Source organism: Allobosea psychrotolerans, from assembly GCF_002917105.1.
Taxonomy (GTDB): domain Bacteria; phylum Pseudomonadota; class Alphaproteobacteria; order Rhizobiales; family Beijerinckiaceae; genus Allobosea; species Allobosea psychrotolerans.
On sequence record NZ_PQFZ01000003.1, the window covers coordinates 434,951 to 459,798 of the forward strand.

Consider the following 24,848-nt stretch of genomic DNA (forward strand, 5'->3'; position numbering starts at 1 on the left):
TCGCGTTCGCAATGACGATGGAGCGGCGGTGAGGTTACGGCCAAACGTCCAACGGCCGACCCCTCACCCTGCCCTCTCCCTACGGGAGAGGGTTCTCTGTCGTGGCTCCGTGATCAACTTGGGAAGAGGGCGGCGAGGAGATCACTCCCCGCTGCTCTCCTCCGGCGCCGGGCCGGCCTCGGCCTCGCCTTCGCCCTCATCGTCCCCGCCATCGTCGCTGACGCGCTCGACCGAGACGACCTTCTCGCCGTCGGCGGTGTTGAAGATGGTGACGCCCTGCGTCGCGCGGCCCTTGACGCCGATCTGGTCGACCGGGCAGCGGATGAGCTGGCCGCCGTCGGTCACCAGCATGATCTGGTCGCTCTCCTCCACCGGGAAGGAGGCGATCAGATTGCCGTTGCGCTCGGTGGTGGCCATGGCGACGATGCCTTTGCCGCCGCGCCCGGTGATCCGGTACTCATAGGCCGAGGTGCGCTTGCCATAGCCGTTCACCGAGATGGTCAGAATGACCTCTTCGGCCTCGGAGAGCTCGACATAACGCTCCTGGCTGATCTCGGCATTGCCGGTCGCCTCTTCGCCATCGCTCGCCGTGGCGTCGTCGCCGATCTCTCCGGCGATGGCGCGGCGCAGCTTGAGGTAGGCCTGGCGCGTCTCGCCATCGGCCTCGACATGGCGCAGGATCGCCATCGAGATGACGATGTCGTCCTTGGCGAGCGAGATGCCGCGCACGCCGGTCGAATCGCGGCCCTTGAAGACGCGCACCTCCGGCACCGGGAAGCGGATGCACTGGCCAAGCGCTGTGGTCAGCAGCACGTCGTTGTCCTCGGTGCAGATTTGCACGTCGACGATGGCGTCGCCCTCGTCGAGTTTCATCGCGATCTTGCCGGCGCGGTTGACGTTGACGAAGTCCGACAGCTTGTTGCGCCTGACGCCGCCCGAGGCGGTGGCGAACATCACGTCGAGCTTCTCCCAGCTCTCCTCGTCCTCCGGCAGCGGCATGATCGTGGTGATGCGCTCGTTCAGTTCGAGCGGCAGCATGTTGACCAGCGCCTTGCCGCGCGCGTTCGGCGCCGCCAGCGGCAGCCGCCAGACCTTCTCCTTGTAGACCTGGCCATGCGAGGAGAAGAACAGCACCGGCGTGTGCGTGCTGGCGACGAACAGCCGCGCGACGAAATCCTCGTCGCGTGTCGCCATGCCGGAGCGGCCCTTGCCGCCGCGCTTCTGTGCCCGATAGGTCGAGAGCGGCACGCGCTTGATGTAGCCGGCATGGGACACGGTGACGACCATGTCCTCGCGCGCGATCAGATCCTCATCGTCGAGGTCGGACCCCCAATCCTGGATCACGGTGCGGCGCGGCGTGGCGAAGGCGGCCTTCACCTCGACAAGCTCGTTCTTGATGATCGTCTGGATGCGTACCCGCGAGCGCAGGATCTCGAGATAGTCGGCGATCTCGGTGGCGAGCTTCGACAGCTCTTCGCCGATCTCGTCGCGGCCCAGAGCGGTCAGGCGGGCGAGGCGCAGTTCGAGGATCGCCTTGGCCTGCGCGTCCGACAGCTTGTAGGTGCCGTCGGCATTCAGCGGATGGCGCGGATCGTCGACCAGCGCGATCAGGGGCGCGATGTCCTCTGCCGGCCAGTTGCGTTCCATCAACGAAGCATGGGCGGCGGCCGGCGTCGGCGCGGTGCGGATCAGGCGGATGACCTCGTCGATATTGGCAACCGCCGTGGCGAGGCCGCAGAGCACATGGGCGCGCTCGCGAGCCTTGTTGAGCAGATAGCGGGTACGCCGCGAGACGACCTCTTCGCGGAACTCGACGAAGGCCGCGATGAAGTCCTTGAGGTTCAGGATCTCCGGCCGGCCGCCGGTCAGCGCCACCATATTGGCGCCAAACGAGGTCTGCAGCGGGGTGAAGCGGTAGAGCTGGTTGAGCACGACATCGGCGACCGCGTCGCGCTTGATCTCGATGACGACGCGCACGCCCTCGCGGCTGGATTCGTCGCGCAGGTCCGAGATGCCCTCGATGCGCTTCTCGCGCACCAGATCGGCAATCTTCTCGACCATCGAGGCCTTGTTCACCTGGTAGGGCACCTCGGTGACGATGATCGCCTCGCGCTCCTTGCGCAGTTCCTCGATATGCGTCTTCGAACGCATCACGATCGAACCACGGCCGGTATGATAGGCGGAGTGGATGCCGCTGCGGCCCATGATCGAGGCGCCGGTCGGGAAATCCGGGCCGGGCACGATCTCGATCAACTCGTCGATCGTGATCTCGGGGTTGTCGATCAGCGCGATGCAGGCGTCGATGACCTCGCCGAGATTATGCGGCGGGATGTTGGTCGCCATACCGACGGCGATGCCGCCGGCGCCGTTGACGAGCAGATTGGGGAAGCGCGCCGGCAGGACCTTCGGCTCGAGTTCCTTGCCGTCATAGTTCGGCTGGAACTCGACCGTGTCGAGGTCGAGATCCTCCAGCAGCGACATCGCCGCCTTGTCGAGCCTGGCCTCGGTATAACGATCGGCCGCCGCGCTATCGCCGTCCATCGAGCCGAAATTGCCCTGACCGTCGATCAGCGGCAGGCGCAGCGAGAAATCCTGCGCCATGCGCACCAGCGCGTCATAGACCGCGAGATTGCCGTGCGGATGGTATTTACCCATCGTGTCGCCGACGATGCGGGCGCATTTGGTGTAGGGCCGGTCGGGCGTGTTCTTATTCTCGTGCATCGAGAACAGGATGCGCCGGTGCACGGGCTTCAGGCCGTCGCGGACGTCGGGCAGAGCGCGGCTCACGATCACGCTCATGGCGTAATCGAGATAGCTCTTCTTCATCTCGTCGGTGATCGCGATCGGCTTGATGTCGCCGCCGAAATGCGGCTCGTCCGGGCGCTTGTCGTCTGTGTCGTCGCTCAAGGGATTGGGTCCCGATTCCTGCTATTTTTCAAGCTTCTGGCTACCCGATTCCGGGCCTGTGCGCCAGCGAAACAGCCTTCTATCCGCAGAAAAGAAAGTGAAGTATTTCCAATAGTTTACAGCATGAAAATCACTGCGCTCGGAAACCCAACTAAGGGATTGCCATGAACCTGCCCCAATTGAACCGGGAAGGCCGCGATGGCGATGTCAGGTTTTGAGGGTCGATGGCGCGAAGCGTCGAAACGCGGCATCGATATCGTCATAGTCGCAATCCAGTCGGCCTAGTGCAACGCGCAAGCCAGTCAACGCATTCCTGCGAGCCAGCCAATTCTGCAGAAGTCCCCTAGGCTTCGGCTCAAAAAGCTCGGGGTTTGCGACCTTGATATAAAGCGCCGGGCTGCTTTCCGGCCCGCCGCTGTCGAACGAGTAACTGCTAATCGCTGACCAAGGTAATTTGCGTGCGAAAACCTCCGGTGCGGCAAGGCCTTCGGTGTCGAAGGTCAGATGCGCTGAGCGATCCGGTCCCGCCATCACCTTTCCCAAGATCGTCAGCGCGAAGAACGCACCGGAGCCAATGCCGGCGATGATGCCCTTCCAGCCGCCCTCGGACGCTGCCTCGTAGACCAGCCAGCCGCCCAGCCCGGCATAAATCAAAGCTCCCCAACGGCTCTCGTTCGAGCGGAACGCGATGCTTGAGCACGCTTGCGTGTCGCTCGCCAGCATGTCACGAGCGGTCAATGCCGTTTGGTTCATGCGCGCAAACTAACATAAGTTCGGGTCATGAACCTCGATTTCCTCACCTCTGCGCTTGTCACGCTTCTGGTCACGCTCGACCCGCCGGGGCTTGCGCCGATCTTCCTGTCGCTGACGCGCGGGATGACGGGCGATGAACGCAAGCAAGTCGCGGTTCGCGCCTGCATCATCGCATTCGGCATCATGGCCTTCTTCGGCATCGCGGGAGACATCGTGCTGAAGGCGCTCGGCGTTTCGTTGCCGGCCTTCCGCATCGCGGGCGGCTTGCTGCTGTTCTGGATCTCGTTCGAGATGGTGTTCGAGCGCCGCAACGAGCGCAAGGCGCAGACCGCCGAGATCGCAATCACGCAAGACCATATCCGCAATGTCGCGGCCTTCCCGCTGGCGATCCCGCTGATGGCGGGGCCCGGCGCATTGACGGCGATGATGCTGCTGGCCGGCAGGGCCGAGGGCAACCCGCTGATGCTGGCCGCGCTCGCCGTGATCTGCGGCCTGGTGATCCTATCCTGCCTCGTCGTCTTCCTGCTGGCGGTGCCGATGGCCCGGCTGCTCGGCATCACCGGCAATGTCGTGCTGACGCGCCTGCTCGGCGTGATCCTGGCGGCGCTTGCGGTGCAGTTCGTGATCGATGGGGTGAAGGCGGTGATCACGGCGGGGTAGGGCGGTTCGCGCGGCCCTTGATGCGGCCGCGACGCCATCAGCTATGGCCCCTTTCGAGCCAAGTTGGACGCAGGCTCCGTCCCGATGCTGCCCACATATGCAAGAAATCCCGGCGGATTGAGCCCACCGGGCTTTCTTGTTGCGAAGCAGCCCCTCGCGGAGACGGTGTCTCCGCGAGGGGCTGGCTGGCGTTTAGCTGCGATACCAGGCAGCGAGGTTCCAGGTGTCGACGTCCCAGCCGCTATGGTCGTGCGACAGCGTGTTCGCCGCGGCGACGACCTTCCGGCGCGATAGCACCGGCAGGATGACGTTGGCCTCGCAGAAGATCTCGTTGACCTTGATCAGCAGCGCGGCGCGCTTGGCCGGATCGAGCTCCTTCTGGGCAGCCTTATAGGCGTCGTCCGCCGCGGGATCGGTATAGCGCGAGACGTTGCGACCCAGCCATTTATTCTCCTTGTTGGCGACCTCCCAGGAGGTGAACTGGTTGAGGAAGCGCTCCGGATCGGGCTGCGGCTGCGTCGTGGTGTACATCTCCATGTCGACATAGAGCTTGGTGTAGGTGTCGGGGTTGGCGACATCGGACGAGAAGAACACCGAAGCCGTGACCGACTTCAGCTCCAGTTCGATGCCGGCACGCTGGCAGGCCTGCTTGATGATGGCCTGGACCTTCTGGCGCGGGGCGTTGATCGAGGTCTGGAAGACGAACTTCAGCTTCTTGCCGTCCTTCTCGCGGATGCCGTCGGCGCCTTTCTTCCAGCCGGCTTCATCGAGAAGCTTGTTGGCCTTGTCGACGCTGAACTCGTATTTCAGCTTGCTCGACTTGAACTGCTTGGGCTCGTTGACGAAGCTCGCCGTGGCGACGCCGCCGCGGCCATAGATGAACTTCTGGATCGAGTCGCGGTCGATCAAAAGGTTGATCGCCTGGCGGACGGCCGGATCGGACAGCGTCGGGTGCTTGGTCTTGACGCTGGAACGCTCGCCATCGACCTCGGTCCACGGATCGGTCGTGTTGAGGGTGATGAACTCGACATCGCCTGCGGGCGCCGCGCTGATCTTGCCGCGGCCGCCGGTCTCCAGGCGCTTGAGGACCTCGTCCTCGACCAGCGTATCCCAGGCATAGTCGTACTCGCCGGTCTGCAGCACCGCGCGCGCCGCGGAGACCGCGTCACCGCCGCCCTTCACTTCGAGCGTGTCGAAATGCGGCTGGTTCTTGACGTGGTAATCCTCGTTGCGCGTGCCGGCGAGGATGTCGCCGGGCTTGAAGTCGGCGAATTTATAGGGGCCGGTGCCGACGGGCTTGAGGTTGGCCGGGGCTTCGCGCGATTTGGCGCCCTTGTACTCGGCGAAATGATGCTTCGGGATGATCATGCCGGCGACGCCGACGAAGGCGTCGGCCCAGAACGGTGTCGGCTTGCTGAAGATCACCTTGACGGTGAGATCGTCGACCTTCTCGACTTTGATGTCCTTGTAAGCGCCGGTGGTGTAGGCGGCGGTCGCCGGATCGGCGGCGTATTCCCAGGTAAAGACGACGTCGTCGGCGGTGAGCGGCTTGCCGTCATGCCACTTCACGCCGGGCTTCAGCTTCCAGGTGACGCTCGTGCCGTCTTCCGAGAGGCCGCCATTCTCCTTGCTCGGAACTGCGGCAGCGAGTTGCGGGATGAGGTTGCCCTCCTTGTCCCAGCCGGCCAGCGGCTCATAGAAGATGCGCGAGGCGATCTGGTCCTTGGTGCCGGAGGCGAAATGCGGGTTCAGCAGCGTCGGCGCCTGCCAGAGCAGGATCTTGAGCGGCCCGCCACCGCCGGCCTTGGCCGGCTTGTATTCGAGCGTGGCGTTGGCCATCGCGACATTGTTCCAGGCAAGAATCTGGCTTGCGATCGGGGCGCCGATGCCAAACGCCGCCATCTTCTGGATGAAGGAGCGTCGCGATAGACGGCCTTCTTTCAGATTTTGCACCATGCCCTGGATATGCTGAATATTCATGACTTGCCTTCGCATCACATCGACAAGATACCGATCAAGAATTTGATCAGATCTAGTCTTGTTTTATCAAATCCAAAGCACGGTTATGCTTTGGCCGCGGCACACGTCGTAAGAGCCGCAACCTTAAGCCCAGCTTAAGGCGGCGGCGGAGTAGGGGGCGTCGAGGCCCGCTTGCGCTGCATCGCGGCCATTCCGTAAATCGCTACCAGCTATCGGGGACTGTCGGCCGGCTCCGAGGCAGCCTCCCCAGGCCGAAGACGTACGAATTTCATGGGAACGGGGGATGGACGGAGCTCTCGATGACCGGAAGCGGTTGGATTGCCAGGGTCTTGCTCGCGCTCGTCGGAGTGTTCGCTGCGGCCTTCGTGAGCGACGAACTGATCGGCGGAGGAGCGCTGGGATGGACCGCAGGCGGCGCCATCCTCGGCGTAACCGTAGCGCCGCTGTTGTTGTCCCTGATCGCCTGGCGCCGGGAGCAAGACAGCCGCTCCGGTCGCTAGGGGCGTAGCTGTGGCTCTGGCGGGGGGCTCGACGTGATCGTGGCGACTGTCGCCGTGCAGGAGGGCGCGGGGAACCCCGCTCCTGCAAGGAGAGGGGCAGGGGTTAGGTGCAGGCTCCTGGACCAGTTGAGCGTTAACCTCACCGCCTCGCTGCGGTCAGGTCACGGCCACGGCGTCAAACGGCCGACACCTCACCCGACCCTCTCCTTACAGCAGAGGGCCCCCCGCGCCTGCTGGATTTCGGGTGGCGGCGTCATCCTTCCCGCGAGGGGAGAAGGGAGGAGGCGCGATTGGCCGAAAAGGGACGAGAGCTATTTCTCCAGGAACGCCCGGATCGGGCCTTCGGCCTGCTTCATCGAGATGACGCCGTCGAGATGGCCGCGCGTGCCCTGGATGAAGGCCTGGGTGAGGTTGACGCCGCCCTTCTTGAGCGTCTCGGCGGTGCGCTCGATGGTGTCCGCGGTGAAGACGAGATCCTTGGGCTGGCTGATCAGCAGCACGGGCGCCTTGATCTTGCTGGCCGCGTCCGCGAGCGAGATGCCGCCGGCGGCATAGAGCTGGTTCGCTTTGACGAGATAGAGGAAATGGTTGGCGTCCGAGACTTTCGCGCGGGCCTCGCCGGCATTGTCGAGAATGCTCTGGACCTGGAACTTGTTGGCGAGCGCCTTGGCCGGGGCATCGCTCTCCTTGGCGGGACGGCGGCCGAAGGTGCCGTTGGTCCAGTCGCCGTGATTGGCCTGGAGCGTGACCACGGCCAGCGCCTTGGCGAGGCCGGCATTGGGCGGTGTCTTGCCGTAGTAATTGCCGTTGTTCCAGTTCTGGTCGACAAGGATGGGCGCGGCCCAGACGTCGAGCCAGGCGATGAGCTGTGCGTCGGCCTCGGCCGCGCCGATCACCGGCATCGCCTTGGCGACCATCTCGGGATAGCTCGCCGCCCATTCATAGGTCTGCAGCGCGCCCATCGAGGGGCCGGCGACCAGCACGAGCTTCCGGATGCCGAGGCTTTCGACCAAAGCCTTCTGGACATTGACGAAGTCGCCGACGGTCACGATCGGGAAATCGAGCGCATAGGGCTTGCCGGTGTCGGGATCGATCGAGGCGGGGCCGGTCGTCGTGGTCTTGGGGTCGCCGGTGTTGAGGTTGACCAGCGTATCGGAGGAGAGGACGAAATATTTGTTCGTGTCGATCGCCTTGCCGGGACCGACGATGGCGTCCCAATAGCCGGGAGCGGCGTCTGCGGCGGCGTATTTGCCGGCGGCGTGCGAATTGCCGGAGAAGAAATGGCAGATCAGGATCGCGTTCGATTTGTCGGCGTTGAGCGTGCCGTAGCTCTCCCAGCCGACCTTGACGTTCTTGAGGGTTCGACCGCTCTGCGTGGTGTAGCTCGGCAGTTCGAAGACCTTCTTTTCGACGATCAGCTCCTGAGATTGGGCCATGCCCGTCGTGATCATGCCCGTCATCATCAATCCCACGACGCCGGCCGCGCCTGCAATCCAGTGCTTCATGCCGATATCCTCCCCTTGAACGGCCGTCAGGCGGCCTTGGGAGGCATGAGAGCGGAATTCGCCCCGCAATGAAAGCCGTAAAAAGCGGCGCTTCAGCTCCGGCTCAGCGGAGAAGCTGCGTCGGAAAAGCGGTGGCTCCGCGCGACAGCGTCTCGGTGTCGAGATCCAGCGTCGGGTTGTCGAGCGGACCCTTGAGGGTGAAGGGCAGGCGGAGCGGGCCATTGCTGGGTGTGAGCAGGAGGCCCATTTCATAAGCGCGCCCAGGCAGCGAGACTTGGCCGGCCAGCGTCAATTGATAGCCGGGGCCGATCATCTGCGCATCGGTCACCATCGCGACGCCATTGGCGACGCCGAGATTGATGGCCGCCATGTCGAACGGGGTCTTGCCCTGCCGCCAGTCGCGCAGCACGAGGCTTGGATTGCGCTCCATCCGGCGCAGCAGCTCGCCGAAGGCGACGCCGCCGAGTTCGCCCTGGCGCAGGCTCAGGCCGGCCTTGCCACTGAGCGAGGCGACGACCTCTTCGAAGGATGCGCCGAGACCGTCCAGCGCGATTTGCAGCGTGCCGGTGCCGCTGAGCTTCGCCAGGTCCGGTACATCGCCGGCAGCCTTGCCGAGATTGACCTTGTCGAAGCCGCCCTGGAGCTTGACGTCGACGCCGCCTGGCGCCGCCAGCGCCAGGAACCGGCCCTTCACGGCGCCACCATAAGCGCTGGCACGCAGCAGCCCAGCCTCGAAACGCCCTTTTTTGATCAGGAGATAGGTCGCGACATCATCGAGCCGCGCGCCATTGACCCTGGCCGCGTCGACGGAGATGCGCAGGTCGATATCATGGGCGGTCCAGGCGTCGAAATCGAGCGGGGCACTCTCGTTCTCCGGCGCAGCGGCGGGCAGCAAGCCGAGGCGACCATAGAGCCGGCCGAGATCGAGCGTCGCGCCAGCCAGCGTGCCGGACAGGGCCAGCCGCCCGCCGACGTCGCCGAGCTTGATCGCGCCTTCGAGCCGCTCGCCTTCGAGGCTGACGATGGCGTTGCTCAGCGAGGCCTCATGCGGCTTGATCTGCGCGTCGGCGGTCAGATGGAGCGGGCCGATCGCGGAGGCCAGACGCGGTGTTTCGCCGAACCAGCCGAGCAGTTCAGGCAAGGCCTTGGTCGCAAGCGAGAGCCGGCCGTTGACGACGGGGTCGTTCAGGCCGCTGCGAATGCCCTCGAATTGCAGGTTCATCACGGGCGAGGCTGCCGTCAGCGCCAGCCGGGCATTCGCGCCGGCCATCGGCCAGAGCAGGCTGACCTGCGTTGGCACGCCGCGCCAGGTCAGCGAACCCGACAGGCTCAGCGGCTCGTCGGCGTCGCGATCCTGGAGGACGAGGTTGACGTCGCGCAGGATGGTGCGGATCACGCCCTGCGCCCGCATGAAGACCGAGCCGGCGGTGATGATGATGCGGCTCTGGACTTTCAGCCTCTCGAGATAGGCCAGGGGCGGCGTGAGCCAGTCGCCGAGCCCGTCATCCGTGCCTGCGACCGCGACGTCGATCTGCGGCACGACCAATTCGATGCGATCGAACCTGAACTGCCCGATGAGCAGAGGCAGAATGCGCGCGCGGGCCTTGATCCGCAGGGCGGATCCCGTCAGGAGGTCGTCGTGCTGCCGGAACGTGACCTTGGACAGGCTGATGCGCGGCAAGGGCAGAAGCGCGATCTCGGCGCGCTCGATCCCGGTGACCTCGAGCCCGGTGCGCAGCTCTATGGCCGCGATCACACGCTGTTCGACCCGCCCGACCGCGATGCTCCAGGATTGCAATCCGAGCAGCACGACGGCGATGACGAGGCCGTAGGCGAGAATGGAAGCGCGTCTTGTCATGAGCCTTTGCGTGGCGCGAATCCGGCCTGAAGCCGGTTTTCGGCCGGTGACCGGTTTATGACGATGCCAGGACCTTGTCGAGATGACGGAGCTTCTCGGGGTGACCGGCCTTGTCGAGAACCTGCCTTGTCGTGACTCAGGCAGGCTTATCGCCCGCCCGCGCCAGGGTGATGGCGGGATAGAGGCCGGCCAGCACGATCAGCAGGCTGGCGAGCGCACCATCCTCGAAGCTGCCGCGCGAGGCGTGGCCGTAGACGATCGTTGCCAGGGTGTCGAGATTGAGCGGCCGCAACAGCAGCGTCGCCGGCAGCTCCTTCAGGCAATCGACGAAGACGAGCAAGGCCGCGGCCGTGATCGCCGGGCGCATCAACGGCCAATGCACCCGCCGCAGCAATTCGGGTGCTCCGGCACCGAGCAGCCGGGCGGCGTCGTCGATCCGCGGCGAAACCCGCGCGAGTCCGCTTTCGATACCGGCAATCGCGATAGAGAGGAAGCGCACGGTATAGGCGATGACAAGCGCTGCGCCGGAGCCGATCAGAAAGAGACCCGGATTGACGCCGAGCCAGGTCTGCGCGGCGTCGGCCAGCCTGTTGTCCAGCGCCGCGAGCGGCACCAGCAGGCCCAGCGCCAGCACCGTGCCGGGCACGGCGTAGCCGAGCGAGGCCGTGCGCGCCAGAGCCGGGAGCCAGGCCTCGCGCCCAAGCCGGCTGGCCGCCGCGATGGCGAGGCCGAGCGCGACGACGAGGCCCGAGGCCAGGCTCGCGAGCAGCAGCGCATTGGCGAGATTTCGCAGCAAGGCGGCGTCGGCCTGCTCCAGCAGACCGCGTGACAGCACCTCGCGGAGCAGGAAGCCGATCGGCAGGAGAGCGCCGAACAGGACGGGCAGGGCGCAGATGAGCGCGGCACTGAGGGCTGCGCGCCCAGTGAGCCTGGTGCGCCCGACGGGGCGCGGCTGGCGCACCGAGAGCGCAAAGCGCCGCTGGCCGCGCAGGCGTTTCTCGATAAGGATCAGCCCGACGACCATCACCAGCATGACGCAGGCGATCTGGGCTGCGCCGGGCAGCGATCCTCGATTGACCCAGGTTGTGTAGATCGACAGCGTCAACGAGCGCACGCCGAGATATTCTGTGGCGCCGACATCGTTCAGGGTTTCGAGCAAGGCGAGCGTCAGGCCGGCGGCCAGCGCCGGGCGCGCCATCGGCAGGCCGATGCGCCAGAACAGGCGCCGTCGCGAGGCGCCTAAAGTGCGCGCCGCCTCGACCATCGCTGCGCCCTGCAGGCCGAAAAGCGCCCGCACGCTGAGATAGACGTAAGGGTAGAGCACAAGCGCCATGATGACGATCGCGCCGACGAGATTGCGGGGGTCGGGAAACCAGTAATCGCGCAGCGAGCGCCAGCCGGTGAGGGCCCGCAGAGCCGTCTGGAACGGCCCCTGGAAGCCCAGGAATTCCACGTAGATATAGGCGGTGATGTAGGTCGGCATCGCCAGCGGCAGGACCAGCAGCCATTCGAAGGCGCGCCGGCCCGGAAAGTCATATTGCGTGACGAGCCAGGCGGTCGTGACGCCGATCACCGCGCAGAGGGCGCCGACACCGAGCAGCAGCCGCAAGGTGTCGCCGAGTGCCCGAGGAATGACGTTGGCGGCGAGATGCGGCCAGATCTGCGCGGCCTCTGGCGAGAGCGCGGTCAGCGCCAGCGCGATGAGAGGAGTGGCGACGAGCCCCGCGCCGAGCAGCGACGCCCAGGCGAAATGCGTCGACGGCCGCCATGGGAATGACGGCCGTCGCAGCGATCTGGCGGGCGCGTCCAGGCTCAATTGTCGAAGCCGACCTTGTCGACGAGATCGGCCGCGGCCTTGCGGTTCCTGGCGATGTCGGTCAGCGGCGTCTTGTCGGGTGTGATCGCGCCGAGCAGCTTGACGGCGGCGCTCTCCTTGACCTCGGCATTGACCGGGAATTCGAAGTTGCCGTCGCCATAGAGCTCCTGCGCCTTCGGGGTGAGCATGTATTCGATCAGCTTGACCGCATTGTCCTTGTTGGGCGCGTTCCTGGCGATCGCGGCGGCTGAGACGTTCACATGGGTGCCGCCATTGGCGAAGGTCGTCTTCAGCGGCTTGATTGCGTCGTACCAGCCCTTCTGCTCGTTCTTGGCCTGGCTCATCAGGCCGATGTAATAGGTGTTGATCAAGGCGATGTCGCACTGGCCCGAGAGGATATCGCGGGCGACGTCGCGGTCTCCGCCGCCGGGCTTGCGGGCGGTGTTGGCCTTCAACGCCTTGAGATAGCCTTCCGTCTTCTCGGCGCCGTTGCGGGCGAGATAGGCTGCGAAGAAGGCATTATTATAGGGGTGCTGGCCGGCGCGGATGCAGAACTTGCCCTTCCATTTCGGGTCAGCGAGATCCTCATAGGTGATCGCGTCCTGCTGCACCCGGTCCTTCGAGACGATGACGATGCGGGCGCGCTTGGTCAGGGTGACCCAGCTGTCGTCGGGACCGCGCAATTGCGCCGGCACGATCTTGTCGACCGCAGCCGACTTGACCGGCTGGGTGATGCCGGCGTCCACGGCTGCATTGATCTCGCCGACATCGACCACCAGCATCACATCGGCAGGGCTGTTGGCGCCTTCCGCCTTGATGCGCTCCTGCAAGCCGTCCTTCAGGAACACGGCGTTGACCTTGATGCCGGTGTCCTGGGTGAAGGCGGCAAGCACCGGATTGAGCAGGCCGGGCTCGCGCGTGGTGTAGAGGTTGACGCTCTGCGCCATGACCGGTGTCGCCAGCAGGCCGGTGGCCAGCGCCAGGGCGGACAGATGGGTGGAGTGGCTCATGGGGGCGCTCCCTCTCGATTAAAGGCCCCGCTTCTGGGGCTTAAGGCCGGGAGGGGTAGAGCCAGGTTGGCGTTGCGTCAACAAAAAATGGAGTAAGATCAGAGACTTGAAGGCGTTCTAATCTGGCATCAGTTTAGGCTGGTTCTAAAGACCGGAAGGCTGCACAACCTGCCGTCTTTTCAGCTGGAGGGCCAGAATCAGGGCTGCGTCGAGGATGTGGCGATCGGAATGATGCGGGCCTGCCCACGTGCGGTGGGATCGAGCGTGCCGCGCAGCGGAACCGCGTCGCTGATGACGCTGTCGTCATGCAGGCTGGCCTCGCGCAGGAGCATCTGCCGGCGCAGGCCGCGCGCCTGCGCCTCCATGCGGGAGATGCCGACGCGCTCGTCGATCTGCTGGCGCTGGCCCTTGCTGAGCTCGGAGGCCTTGCGGAAATCGCGGAAGTCGCTGGTGCTGTAAGGCCAGCGCGAGCCGCCCATGAAGGTGCGGACCTTGCCGTCAAGCACGACGCTGTCGCCGGGGCGCAGGGTGAAGTCGCGCAAGAGCGAGACCCGGCGCTCTCCGGCCTGGACGATGGCCGGCCGGCAGGCGGGATCGGCAGAGGTCTCATGGCCATGGGCGACAGGCAGGGCGGAATAGCGCTTGCCGTCGGCGGCCTGGGCTTCCTCGATGGTCGCAGCACCCGCGGCGACCCGGAAGACCTTGACGGGGATGCCCGGATTCATCGCCTGGCAGAGCGCCTCATGCGCCTTCATGTCGGATTGGTTGCGCAGATAGCCGATGGGCGCGTGAAAGCCGTCGCACAGGCGCACGCAGATGGTGCGGGCGACATCGGCTGCGCCGGAGACCGTATCGAGCCGGACCGCCTGCTGCGTTCTGGCCTGCTGAGCCTTGGTCTGCAGCGTCTTGGCGTGCTGGCGCTGCACTACGCCGGTGGGCACGTCATGCGGCCGGAACGGGTTGAGGCTGACCGCGGGGTGGGCGATGCGCCCATCGGCCTGCGTGCGCCAGAGCGGCAGTTCCCAGCGGCTGCGAGACGGCGCGTAGGCGGTCGGCGCGGCGGGGGCTGAGGCAGCCTGCTGCGCGGCCCGGCGATTGGCGCCTTCCTGCAGCAGAAAAGTGCGGGCGCCTGCGTCGTCCTCGGCCTGGACGAGAGAGATGGTGAAGATCGTGCCGCCCGCGCCGAGCGCCAGGCCCAGCCCCGTCATCGCGATGAGCCTGGTCGCACGGTTGCCCCGTGACGCAGATGGTGCTGCGGTGCTTGCGGCGACAAGAATATCACTGCGGGACAAACCTCCCGCCGGAACTTCACGGACACGTAACATCGCGTCGACTCCACCCTACGCTTGTTTACTCGTCCGCCGCCGAATGGGTGTAATTCACTTTTTGTTAAGCTTCAACGTCGCTGCGGCGCAGCACACGGAAAAAGGGCGCGATGCTTAACGCAGCGCGCCCTTTCGATCGTGGGGCAGGCAAACAGGGGCGAATATCGCCCTATTGCATCAGAGTTCCGGCTTGTGGACGGCCTGGGGCACCGCCACGGGGACGCCAGGTACGAGCATGTCCTGCTGGCTGTCCCGCCGGTTGCGGCCCGAGAGCCAGCTGTCGACCTTGTCGAGATAGAAATAGACGACGGGGGTGATGTAGAGCGTCAGCAATTGCGAGACCATCAGGCCGCCGACGACGGCGATGCCGAGGGGCTGGCGCAATTCGGCGCCGGCGCCATGGCCGAGCGCGATTGGCAGCACGCCGAAGATCGCCGCAAAGCTCGTCATCATGATCGGCCGGAAGCGCACCAGCGCCGCCTCGCGGATGGCGCTGAGCGCGTCGTCGCCCATCTTGCGCCGCTCGATCGCGAAATCGACCATCATGATCGCGTTCTTCTTGACGATACCGACAAGCATCAGGATGCCGATGATCGCGATCACGGACAGGTCCATGCCGAAATATTCGAGCGCGAGCAGGGCGCCCAGGCCGGCCGAGGGCAGGCCGGACAGGATGGTGATCGGGTGGATGAAGCTCTCGTAGAGAATCCCGAGGATGATGTAGATCACCAGGATGGCGGCGAAGATCAGCAGGCCCTGGCCCTTCAGCGCATCCTGGAAGAGCTGCGCGGACCCTGCGAAGCTGGTCACGATGGTGGCGGGCAGGTTGACGTCGCGTTCGGCCGCCCGGATGGCGTTGACCGCGTCGCCAAGCGAGATGCCCGGCGCGGTGTTGAACGAGATCGTCACCGCCGGCTGCTGCGAGATGCGGTTGACCGCCAGCGGCCCGACGCTCGGCTTGATCGTCGCGACTGATTCCAAGGGTACGTTGAGGCCGTTCGCGGCCTTGAGCTGCAGGCGCGAGAGCACGCCCGGATCCTGCTGGTAGATGCGGTCGGCCTCCATGATGACCTGATAATCGGTCGCCGGGGTGAAGATCGTCGCGATCTGCCGCGAGCCGAAGGCGTTGCCCAGCGCCTGTCGGATCTGGTCGCTGGTGATGCCGAGACTGGCGGCGCGCTCGCGGTCGATATCGATCGAGAGCTGCGGATTGCGCAGTTGCAGGTCGATATTGGCGTCGCGCAATTGCGGGATCTGCGACAGGCGCTGCTGCATCAGCGGGGCATAGGTGAAGAGTTGATTCAGGTCCGGCCCCTGCAGCGAATAGAGGTACTGCGCGCGCGAGGAGCGTCCGGCGTTCAGGTTGATGTTCTGAACCTGCTGGAACACGGCGGTGATGCCGGGCACCTCAGCGGTCGCGCGCCTGAGTCTTGCGATGACCACCTCCGCCTTGTCGCGCTGTTCCTTCGGCTTCAGCGAGATGAACATGAAGCCGTTGCTGGTGGCGTTGAAGCCGCCGATATTGGCATTCAGATAATCGACTGCGGGATCGGCCTTGACGATGGCCGAGACACGCTGCTGGCGCTCGGCCATGGCCTCGAAGGAGGTGTCGGGCGGTCCTTCGGTCGAGGCGCGCAACAGGCCGGTGTCCTCGGTCGGGAAAAAGCCCTTCGGGATCGAGGTATAGAGCGACGCCGAGACCCAGACGGTGCCGAGCGTGAAGATCAGCATCAGGACGCGAGCCTTGAGGACCCAGTCCAGCGTCCAGCGATAGGCGTCGAGCATCGCCTGGAAGCCGGCCTCGAAGACCCGCTCGAGGATGTTCGGCTTCTTGTGGTGATCATGCGCCTTGAGGAAGCGGGCGCACAGCATCGGCGTCAGCGTCAGCGAGACGAAGCCCGAGACGATGATCGAGGCGGCGATCGTGCCGGCGAACTCGGCGAAGACCTTGCCGACGACACCGCCCATGAAGAAGACCGGGATGAACACCGCTACCAGGGAGATGGTGATCGAGAGAATGGTGAAGCCGATCTCGCGCGAGCCGTCGAGTGCCGCCTGGAACGGCTTCTTGCCCATCTCGATATGCCGGATGATGTTCTCCAGCATGACGATGGCGTCGTCGACGACGAAGCCGACCGCCAGCGTCAGCGCCAGCAGCGAGATGTTGTCGAGCGAATAGCCGAGCGCGTGCATGATCGCGAAGGTGCCGATCAGCGAGATCGGCAGCGCCAGCGTCGGGATCACGGTTGCCGCCAGGCTCTTCAGGAACAGGAAGATCACCATGATGACGAGCGCGATGGCGACGACGAGCGAGAACTCGACATCCTCGACCGCTTCGCGGATCGGGATCGAGCGGTCGTTCAGCGCGTGCAGCTCGATTGCGGCAGGCAACTGCGAGCGATAGCTCTCGAGCCGGGCCTTGATGCTGTCGACGACATCGACGGTATTGGCGTCGGATTGACGATAGACGGCGAGCAGGATCGAGCGCTGGCCGTTGTACCAGCTCGCGGTCTGGTCGTTCTCGACCGAGTCATAGACCGTCGCGAGATCCTCGAGCCGGATCGGCACGCCGTTCTTCTGGGCGACGATCAGATTGCCGTATTCGCCGGCGCGCTCCATCTGGCCGGTCGCGCCCAGCGTCAGGCGCTGGTTCTCGCCGTTCAGCGTGCCGACGGGCGAATTGGAGTTGGCTGCGGCGATGGCGGTGCGCACATCCGAAAGCGCAAGGCCGCGCGAGGAGACCGCATCGGGATTGATCTTGACCCGCACGGCGTATTTCTGCGCGCCGAAGATGTTGACCTGGGCGACGCCGTTGAGCTGCGAAATCTGCTGCTGCAGCACGTTCTCGCCGAACTCATGGACCTCGTAGAGCGGCTTGGTCGCCGAGGTCAGTACCATGAACAGGATCGGCGTATCGGCCGGATTGACCTTCCTGAAGCTCGGCGGGGTCGGCAACTCCGGCGGCAGTCGCCGGGCGGTCGCGCTCAGCGCCGCCTGCACGTCGAGCGCAGCGCCATCGATGTTGCGGTTGAGGTCGAATTGCAGCGTGATCGAGGTCGAGCCCTGCTGCGAGACCGAGGACATCGAGGTGATGCCGGAGATCGAGGCGAATTCGCGCTCGAGCGGAGCTGCGATCGAGGATGCCATCGTCTCAGGGCTCGCGCCGGGCATGCGGGCGCTGACATTGATCGTCGGGAAATCGACGCGCGGCAGCGCCGCGACCGGCAATTGCTTGAAGGCGAAGAAGCCGAAGATCAGGAAGGTCGCCATGATCAACGTCGTCATCACCGGACGACGAATGCAGGCCTCGGGCAGGTTCATCAGCCGGCACTCCCGCGCTGAGAGGTCTGGTTGCTCGGCACCTGCTGGCCGCCGCGATTGCGTTCGATCGTGCGGGCGCCGTTGGTCAGCAGCAGCGCGCCGTCGACCACGACCGCCTCGCCACCCGTCAGGCCCGAGGCGAGCACGACGCGCCCGTCGACGGTGCGGTCGAGCACGACGGTACGCGCTTTGGCAATGTTGTCTTCGATGACGAAGACGAAGGGGCCGTTCTGGCCGTTCTGAACGGCCTCGCGCGGCACGGTCAGCGCATCGGGCTCGACGCGCAAGGTGACGCGGATCTGGCAGAGTGCGCCCGGCCAGAGCACCTCGGCTGCGTTGTCGAAGATGGCACGCAGCTGGATCGTTCCGGTGGTGGCGTCGACCGTGTTATCGACCACGGCGATCTTGCCCTCGACGCCCTTGGCGACGCCTTGCTGCGTTGCCAGCACCGTGGCCGTGTCGGCGTTCATCGCGGCGCGGATCGCCGGCAGATGGCGCTGGGGCAGGGCGAAGCTGGCATAGATCGGGTCGATCTGGTTGATCGTCGCCAAGGCGCCGGAGGTATCGCCGACCTTGGCGATGTTGCCCTCCTTCAGCGCCGCGACGCCGATGCGGCCCGAAACCGGCGAGACGATGGTGTAGTAGCTGAGTTGGACCTTCAGCCCGTCGACCGCCGCCTCGCCGCCGCGGATCGAGGCCCGCAAGGTCGCGGCTGCGGCACGCGCGGTCTCGAGCCGCTGGTCGGTTGCGAAGTCGCGCTTGGCAAGTTCCTCGGCGCGGCGCAGATCGGCCTCGGCGGAGACCAGTGAGGCCTTGTCGCGCACGACATTCGCCTCGGCCTGCCTGAGCTGCGTTTCGAGCTGGCGGGAATCGAGCCGGAAGAGCAGGTCGCCCTTCTTGACGTAGTCGCCGTCCTTGAAGCCGACTTCCATGATCTGGCTTTCGACGCGGGAGCGTACCGTGACGGCCGATAGCGTCTGCACCGTGCCGATGGCGTCGAGCCGCACGGGCATCGGCATCCGCTCGGCCTTGGCGGTAACGATCGTCACTGGCGGGCGTTGCGGGGCTGCTGCGCGCTGCGCGGGCTGCGCGGCTTCCGTCAGAGGCGGTATGACCTTGCCGTAGGGTATCTTGTCGAGAGGCCATGGCACCGGCTTGCCGGCATAGTGAAAACCCGCGCCTGCGCCGACGGCGCCGACAACGGCCAAAAGAGCCACGCGCCCAAAAGTCAGAACTGCCATGTCAAGCCTTGCGCCAGAGGGAGGACGAGCCTCTGATCCCAACCAAACGGTTGTCCCCAAACCGTTACCGCCGCAAGCATTTAGCATGCCGACGCTGGGTCAGGGGCGCAAGCAGTAAACACGGTTTATCGCGGCATGTAGCGAGGAAGTGACAGGCGTCCAGACGGGATATATCAGGCCCGCGAATCGTCTCTGGCGTGCGTCGTCTCAGACGACCGCGAGGACCACCCCGACCCACATCAGGAACAGGATCAGTACGCCGAGCGCGAACACGCCGGCGCGCGGCTTCATCGCGTTCGAGCCGACATGGATCAATGTGTGGACGACGCGGCTGGCGACGAAGGCCCAGGCCAGCCCCGCCATCGCATAGCCGCTCGCGCCGACCTCCATCGCCAGCATGATCAATGCGAAGAAGACGACCGGTGTCTCGAACTGGTTCGAGAAATTCGCTGCCGCCAACCGGGCGGGTTCGGGATAGCCCTCGCTGGAGACGGCGACATCGGCCAGGCGCACCTGCTTGCTCTTGAAGGCAGCCTGGCGGCGCAGGAAGACGATGACGAGCACCACGAAGATCCAAAGGATCATCGCCAAGGTGGGGTAGACCAGCTTCAACGTCATCGCGCGCTCCCGTTCGGCTTTCCTGAGGCTACGTACAGGCTGTGCTAGAGCCAAATGATTTGAGCTGGGATCACAGAGTGATCCCAGCTCAAATCAGAATCCGTCTTTCATCTAAGAGTGGAGAGCAGGATCGATTGCGAAAAACCGGCTTCCACTTTTTCGCATCCTGCAAGAGCCGGATGATGTCAGATGGGATCACTTGATGATCCCATCTGACATCTGAATCCGTCTCTCATCAAAGAGTGAGAGCAGGATCTAATGCGAAAAACCGGCTTCCACTTTTTCGCATCCTGCTCTCGCGCTCAAGAACGGGTCGGATAGTTCGGGCTCTCGCGCACGATCGTGACGTCGTGGACATGGCTCTCGCGCAGGCCCGCGCTGGTGATGCGAATGAAGCGAGCCTTGGCCTGGTAATCGGCCAGATCCTTGCCTCCGACATAGCCCATGGCGGCGCGCAGGCCCCCGGCGAGCTGGTGCAGGACGCTGGAGACCGGGCCCTTATAGGCGACCTGGCCCTCGATGCCCTCGGGCACGAGCTTGAGCGCGTCCTTGATGTCCTGCTGGAAGTAGCGGTCGGCAGAGCCGCGCGCCATCGCGCCGACCGAGCCCATGCCGCGATAGGATTTGTAGGAGCGGCCTTGATAGAGGAAGGCTTCGCCCGGCGTCTCGTCCGTGCCCGCCAGAAGCGAACCGACCATGGCGCAAGAAGCCCCTGCCGCCAATGCCTTGGCGAGATCGCCTGAGTATTTGATTCCGCCATCGGCGATGACCGGGATGCCCAGCTTCTGCGCGGCGGAGGCTGCGTCCATCACGGCGGTGAGCTGGGGCACGCCGACGCCGGCGACGATGCGGGTGGTGCAGATCGAGCCTGGGCCGATGCCGACCTTGATCGCATCCGCGCCGGCGTCGATCAGCGCCTGGGCGCCGCCGGCGGTGGCGACGTTGCCGGCAATGATTTGCACGGCGTTGGAGAGCTTCTTCACCCGTGTCACCGCCTGCAGCACCTTGGCGGAATGGCCATGGGCAGTGTCGACGACGATGATGTCGACGCCCGCGTCGATCAACAGCTCCGAGCGTTCGAAGCCGAGATCGCCGGTCGTCGTCGCGGCCGCGACCAGGAGGCGACCATGCGAATCCTTGGCTGCGTTGGGGTGGGCGACCTGCTTCTCCATATCCTTGACGGTGATCAGGCCGATGCAGCGATAATGGTCGTCGACGACCAGGAGCTTCTCGATGCGGAACTGGTGGAGGAGGCGGCGCGCCTCGTCCTGATCGACGCCCTCGCGCACCGTGATCAGCCGGTCCTTGGTCATCAGTTCGGCGACGGGCTGCTGCGGATTGGCGGCGAAGCGGACGTCGCGGTTGGTCAGGATGCCGACGAGCTTGCCCTTATGGCCCTGCGGCCCGCGCTCGACCACCGGAATGCCGGAGATGCCGTTCTGCTTCATCAATCCAAGCGCGTCGGCGAGCGTCTCGTCGGGATAGATCGTGATCGGATTGGCGATCATCCCGGATTCGAACTTCTTGACGAGGCGGACCTGGGCGGCCTGCTGATCGGCCTCGAGATTGCGATGGATGACGCCGAGGCCGCCTGCCTGCGCCATCGCGATCGCCATCCTGGCTTCCGTCACCGTGTCCATGGCCGAGGCGATGATCGGCAGGTTCAGCGAGATCGTCTTGGTGAGCTTGGTCGAGATGTCGACATCGGCCGGCATGACCTCGGACGGGCCGGGTTCAAGCAGCACGTCGTCGAAGGTCAAACCGTCGCGAATGAGACCGTCAGTCGGAAATGCCATCGTCAACTCCGGGGCCGGTTCGAGCGGCCGTTTTCAAGATCTGGCGGGGGAGCCGTGATCGGGTTGACGAGGCCCGTTATCATGCGTGTGACGCCGCCGCTAGGGCCGTTGTCGAAAAACGTTCGGACGGCGACGCAAGGCAGCGATGCGTCGTCGTCAGTGGAGGCTCTGACGCGGCCGTGGTCGAGCGCTCCGTCATGACCTGAAAGCAATTCGGCTTCCCACCAATCCGGTTCCTCGGGAGCTATGTTTCCGTTGCGTTCTGCTCCATATGGTTCGCCTAAATCGTCCGGCCTCTTGTCGAGAGTCTTCCGTCTTGATGCAGCGTGCCAAGCTCCTGCCCCTGATCGTCGCTTGCGCGCTGTTCATGGAGAACACCGACTCCACGGTGATCGCGACCTCGCTGCCGGTGATCGCGCAATCGCTGGGCGAGGATCCGATCGCGCTGAAGCTGGCGCTGACCTCCTATCTCGTCAGCCTCGCCGTATTCATCCCGATCTCGGGCTGGATGGCCGACCGCTATGGCGCACGCACGGTCTTCAGGGCGGCGCTTTGCGTCTTCATGGCCGGCTCGGTGCTGTGCGCCTTGTCGAATTCGCTCGGAGCCTTCGTCGGGGCGCGCTTCATCCAGGGCATGGGCGGGGCGATGATGGTGCCGGTCGGTCGGCTCGTGATCCTGCGCAGCGTCGAGAAATCGGAACTCGTCAGTGCGCTTGCCTATCTCACCGTGCCGGCGCTGGTCGGCCCTGTCGTCGGACCGCCGCTGGGCGGCTTCATCACCACCTATTTCGACTGGCGCTGGATCTTCTTCATCAACATTCCGATAGGCCTCGTCGGCATCGTGCTGTCGAGCCTGTTCTTCGAGGACATACGCGAGGAGGATGTCGCACCGCTCGACATCCGCGGCTTCATTCTGTCCTCGTTCGGCTTCGCCAGCCTGATGCTGGGCCTGGCCACGGGCGGGCGCCATCTGGTGCCGGAGGCGGTCTCCTATGCCTGCGTTGCAGCCGGCGTCGTGGCGCTGACCGCCTACTGGTTCCATGCGCGCAACGTCGCCTATCCCGTGCTCAACCTGTCGCTGCTGCGGATTCCGACCTTCCGCATCGGCGTGGTCGGCGGTTCGATCTTCCGCACCGGCATCGGCGCCATTCCCTTCCTGCTGCCGCTGATGCTGCAGCTCGGCTTCGGTCTCGACGCCTTGCAATCGGGGCTGATCACCTTCGCCTCGGCCGCTGGCGCGCTGATCATGAAGACGCTCGCCAGGACGATCCTGGCCCGCTTCGGATTCCGCAACGTGCTGGCAGTCAACGCGCTGTTGGGCGCGGCGTTTCTGGCGGCGTCGGGCCTGTTCACGCCGCTGACGCCGCATTGGCTGATGCTCTCGGTCCTGCTGATCGGCGGCTGCTTCCGTTCGCTGCAATTCACCGGCATCAACGCATTGAGCTATGCCGACGTCTCCAATCGCGAGATGTCGAGCGCGACCAGCTTCTCCAGCGTCGCCCAGCAATTGTCGCTGAGCGTCGGCGTTACCATCGGCGCCTTCGCGCTCGAGACGGCCAACGCCTTCAATGGCGGCAAGGCGCTGGGAGCAGGCGATTTCTGGCCGGCCTTCGCGCTGGTCGGGCTGGTTTCGGCCTCGTCGGCGTTCTGGATGGTGCGGCTTGCACCGGACGCCGGCGCGGAGGTTTCGGGCCACGCTCCGTTCAGCGCGCGCAGGGCGACGGCAGAGGCGATCGCGGACCAGAAGCCGCTGGAGTAGCGATTCGAGGATCGGCCTGCTGGATCACCGCGAAGGCTGCGGCGCTGGGGGCATCTGTTCGATGTCTCCGGCGGGATTCCGCTTTCGCGCCGATTTGACGAGCACATCGGTGATGACGGCGGCCATGACGATGCTGCCGCCGATCCAGGCGGACAAGGACGGCTGCTCGCTGAAGGCCAGCCAAACCCATAGCGGTGCGAGCGGGTTTTCCATGCTGCCAATCAGTGCCGAACGTGTCGCCGAGATCAGCCGTGTGCCGGTCGTCATGAGCAGCAGGCCCAAGCCGAACTGGACGGTGCCGAACAAGAACAGGTTGAACAGGCTTGTCGTCGTGACATGAGCGGGACTTGCAAAGGGCAAGGCGACGAATGTGCAGAGGAAGGCCGACAGGCAGGCCGCCGGCAGCATGGAGACATGCCGGTTCTTGCGGATGACCACCATCACCGCAGCATATGACAGCGCCATCCCGACTGCGAAGGCGTAGCCGGCGAGATGCCCGGCCGGTGCCTGCGGGTTCACGATGATTGCAACCCCGGCAAGCGCCGCAATGCTCGCTGCCCACGTCGTCCAATCCTCCTTCTCGCCGGCGATGACGAGCGCGAGGACGGCGGTCATGAAGGGGATCGCGGCGTGGATCGTCATGACATCGGCGACCGGGGTCAGCCGCAGAGCATTGATGAAGCAGATCGTGGCGGTAGCCGACAGGATGGTGACCCACAGCCCGGGCCATCCCATCGCACGGACAGAACCCAGTAAATCACGCCGATGACGCCATGCGATATAGGCGCCCAAGAACACGCCGCCGAAGATTCCGCGCCAGAACAATATGGTCCAGACATCGTGATCGACCAGGCGCGTGAAATAGCCCGACAAGCTGTAGGCGAACGCGGACGCCACGATCAGCAGCGTGCCGAGCCATTTGTCCTTGTCCTGATGCATCGAGCTTCCCCTTGCCCGGGAAAGCTCTAGCAGGCTCCTGGCACCGTTCTGTCAGGGGCGTTTCGAGGCTGCGAACAATGCGCCGCGCCGACCCCGCATGCCTCAAGGCTTCGCCACCATTCCCTGATGCTCAGGCTCGCGCTCATAGAGACGCTGGGTTTCCGCGAGAGCTTCGTCCAGCCGCGCGCCTGCACGGTAGGCCGACAGGCTCTCGGGCCGCGAGACGCCCGGCAGCAAGCGCGGGCAGGGTTCTTCGGCGCCGATCACCGTTCTGACCGGGATCACGCCCGCCCAGACGGGGTGATCGTAATCCTCCTCGTCGTCGCCGACGCCCTTGGCGCGGGCCTTGGCCGAGGCCTCCTCGATGCGCATGCCGATGACCATCGTGGCCTTGGTCTCCTGCGCGCTGATCGGGCGCAGCGTCCCAGCCCGGCCGGGATAGAAGCGGTTGACGACGCCGAGCAGTGCCCGTGCCTTCTCCTCGGGATCGTCGATGATCCGGGCCGTGCCGAAGCACATCGCCGAGCGGTAATTGGCGGAATGATTGAAGCCCGAGCGGGCCAGCACGAGCCCATCGAGATGGGAAACGGTCAGGCAGGCGGGTGTTCCCGTGCGCAAATGGCGCAGCATGCGGCTGGCCGAGGAGCCGTGCCAGTAGAGGACATCGTCCTCGCGCCAGTGAATCGTGGGAGTGCAATAGGGCTGGCCGTCGAGCACATAGGCGACGTGACACAGAAGCCCCGCATCGAGGATGGCGAAGACGGCGGCCCGGTCGTAGCGGCCGCGGTCATGCAGGCGCCTCACCCGGTTGCGGCTGGTGATGGGGAAGGCATCGTCGATTTGAGCGTCTGTCACCGCAC

Annotated in this window: 17 protein-coding genes; 3 read left to right on the forward strand and 14 right to left on the reverse strand. The window is 65.0% G+C overall.

The features are described 5' to 3' along the window. Positions 1-141 precede the first annotated feature (141 nt). Complete coding sequence (gene gyrA / locus CYD53_RS07755) at positions 142-2,907, reverse strand: DNA gyrase subunit A (RefSeq protein ID WP_103717490.1); 2,766 nt, start codon at positions 2,905-2,907, stop codon at positions 142-144. Between the two features lie 207 nt (positions 2,908-3,114). After that, the gene (locus CYD53_RS07760; protein ID WP_146055848.1) at positions 3,115-3,660 is read right to left on the reverse strand and encodes a hypothetical protein; all 546 of its coding nucleotides are present in this window, start codon (positions 3,658-3,660) and stop codon (positions 3,115-3,117) included. A gap of 27 nt (positions 3,661-3,687) precedes the next feature. Between CYD53_RS07760 and CYD53_RS07765 the strand changes: the two genes are divergently transcribed. Continuing rightward, a complete protein-coding gene (locus CYD53_RS07765; protein WP_103717492.1) occupies positions 3,688-4,320 on the forward strand; it encodes a MarC family protein in 633 nt (210 codons plus the stop codon). Between the two features lie 192 nt (positions 4,321-4,512). Here the strand turns inward: CYD53_RS07765 and CYD53_RS07770 are convergent, their stop codons facing one another. Continuing rightward, positions 4,513-6,300 (reverse strand): peptide ABC transporter substrate-binding protein, encoded by a 1,788-nt coding sequence (locus CYD53_RS07770; protein WP_103717493.1) that lies wholly within the window; start codon positions 6,298-6,300, stop codon positions 4,513-4,515. 299 nt (positions 6,301-6,599) lie between these two features. Here CYD53_RS07770 and CYD53_RS07775 point away from each other — a divergent pair, with 299 nt between their 5' ends. After that, positions 6,600-6,800: a hypothetical protein gene (locus CYD53_RS07775; RefSeq protein WP_103717494.1), complete on the forward strand. Its 201-nt coding sequence runs from the start codon at positions 6,600-6,602 to the stop codon at positions 6,798-6,800. A gap of 311 nt (positions 6,801-7,111) precedes the next feature. On the opposite strand, the gene CYD53_RS07780 is transcribed toward CYD53_RS07775, so the two are convergent. From CYD53_RS07780 to guaB, 9 genes are all read right to left on the reverse strand, one after another. Further along, complete coding sequence (locus CYD53_RS07780) at positions 7,112-8,305, reverse strand: E22 family MetX-like putative esterase (protein ID WP_103717495.1); 1,194 nt, start codon at positions 8,303-8,305, stop codon at positions 7,112-7,114. A gap of 103 nt (positions 8,306-8,408) precedes the next feature. Further along, on the reverse strand, positions 8,409-10,163 hold the full coding sequence (locus tag CYD53_RS07785) for an AsmA family protein (RefSeq protein ID WP_103717496.1): 1,755 nt from the start codon (positions 10,161-10,163) through the stop codon (positions 8,409-8,411). A 136-nt stretch (positions 10,164-10,299) separates the two neighbouring features. Next, positions 10,300-11,979, reverse strand: coding sequence for an ABC transporter permease (locus tag CYD53_RS07790; protein ID WP_103717497.1), 1,680 nt, complete (start codon positions 11,977-11,979; stop codon positions 10,300-10,302). Next, positions 11,976-12,989 carry an extracellular solute-binding protein gene (locus tag CYD53_RS07795; RefSeq protein ID WP_103717498.1) on the reverse strand — a complete coding sequence of 338 codons (1,014 nt, stop codon included), beginning with the start codon at positions 12,987-12,989 and terminating at the stop codon, positions 11,976-11,978. The genes CYD53_RS07790 and CYD53_RS07795 overlap by 4 nt, the downstream gene beginning before the upstream one ends. Before the next feature lie 197 nt (positions 12,990-13,186). After that, positions 13,187-14,197 carry a DUF2865 domain-containing protein gene (locus tag CYD53_RS07800; RefSeq protein WP_103717499.1) on the reverse strand — a complete coding sequence of 337 codons (1,011 nt, stop codon included), beginning with the start codon at positions 14,195-14,197 and terminating at the stop codon, positions 13,187-13,189. A 294-nt stretch (positions 14,198-14,491) separates the two neighbouring features. Next, positions 14,492-17,635 (reverse strand): efflux RND transporter permease subunit, encoded by a 3,144-nt coding sequence (locus CYD53_RS07805; RefSeq protein WP_103717500.1) that lies wholly within the window; start codon positions 17,633-17,635, stop codon positions 14,492-14,494. Continuing rightward, positions 17,635-18,876: an efflux RND transporter periplasmic adaptor subunit gene (locus CYD53_RS07810; RefSeq protein WP_181011748.1), complete on the reverse strand. Its 1,242-nt coding sequence runs from the start codon at positions 18,874-18,876 to the stop codon at positions 17,635-17,637. Before CYD53_RS07810 ends, CYD53_RS07805 begins: the two co-directional genes overlap by 1 nt. Positions 18,877-19,083: 207 nt before the next feature. Next, positions 19,084-19,494: an MAPEG family protein gene (locus CYD53_RS07815; protein WP_103717502.1), complete on the reverse strand. Its 411-nt coding sequence runs from the start codon at positions 19,492-19,494 to the stop codon at positions 19,084-19,086. Between the two features lie 302 nt (positions 19,495-19,796). Then, positions 19,797-21,290 carry an IMP dehydrogenase gene (guaB, locus tag CYD53_RS07820; protein ID WP_103717503.1) on the reverse strand — a complete coding sequence of 498 codons (1,494 nt, stop codon included), beginning with the start codon at positions 21,288-21,290 and terminating at the stop codon, positions 19,797-19,799. Between the two features lie 319 nt (positions 21,291-21,609). Here guaB and CYD53_RS07825 point away from each other — a divergent pair, with 319 nt between their 5' ends. Next, a complete protein-coding gene (locus CYD53_RS07825) occupies positions 21,610-23,049 on the forward strand; it encodes an MFS transporter (RefSeq protein WP_103717504.1) in 1,440 nt (479 codons plus the stop codon). 24 nt (positions 23,050-23,073) lie between these two features. On the opposite strand, the gene CYD53_RS07830 is transcribed toward CYD53_RS07825, so the two are convergent. Both CYD53_RS07830 and CYD53_RS07835 read right to left on the reverse strand, forming a co-directional pair. After that, complete coding sequence (locus tag CYD53_RS07830; RefSeq protein ID WP_103717505.1) at positions 23,074-23,988, reverse strand: DMT family transporter; 915 nt, start codon at positions 23,986-23,988, stop codon at positions 23,074-23,076. 102 nt (positions 23,989-24,090) lie between these two features. Then, positions 24,091-24,843 carry a pyridoxamine 5'-phosphate oxidase family protein gene (locus CYD53_RS07835; RefSeq protein ID WP_245928130.1) on the reverse strand — a complete coding sequence of 251 codons (753 nt, stop codon included), beginning with the start codon at positions 24,841-24,843 and terminating at the stop codon, positions 24,091-24,093. Positions 24,844-24,848: the final 5 nt, after the last annotated feature.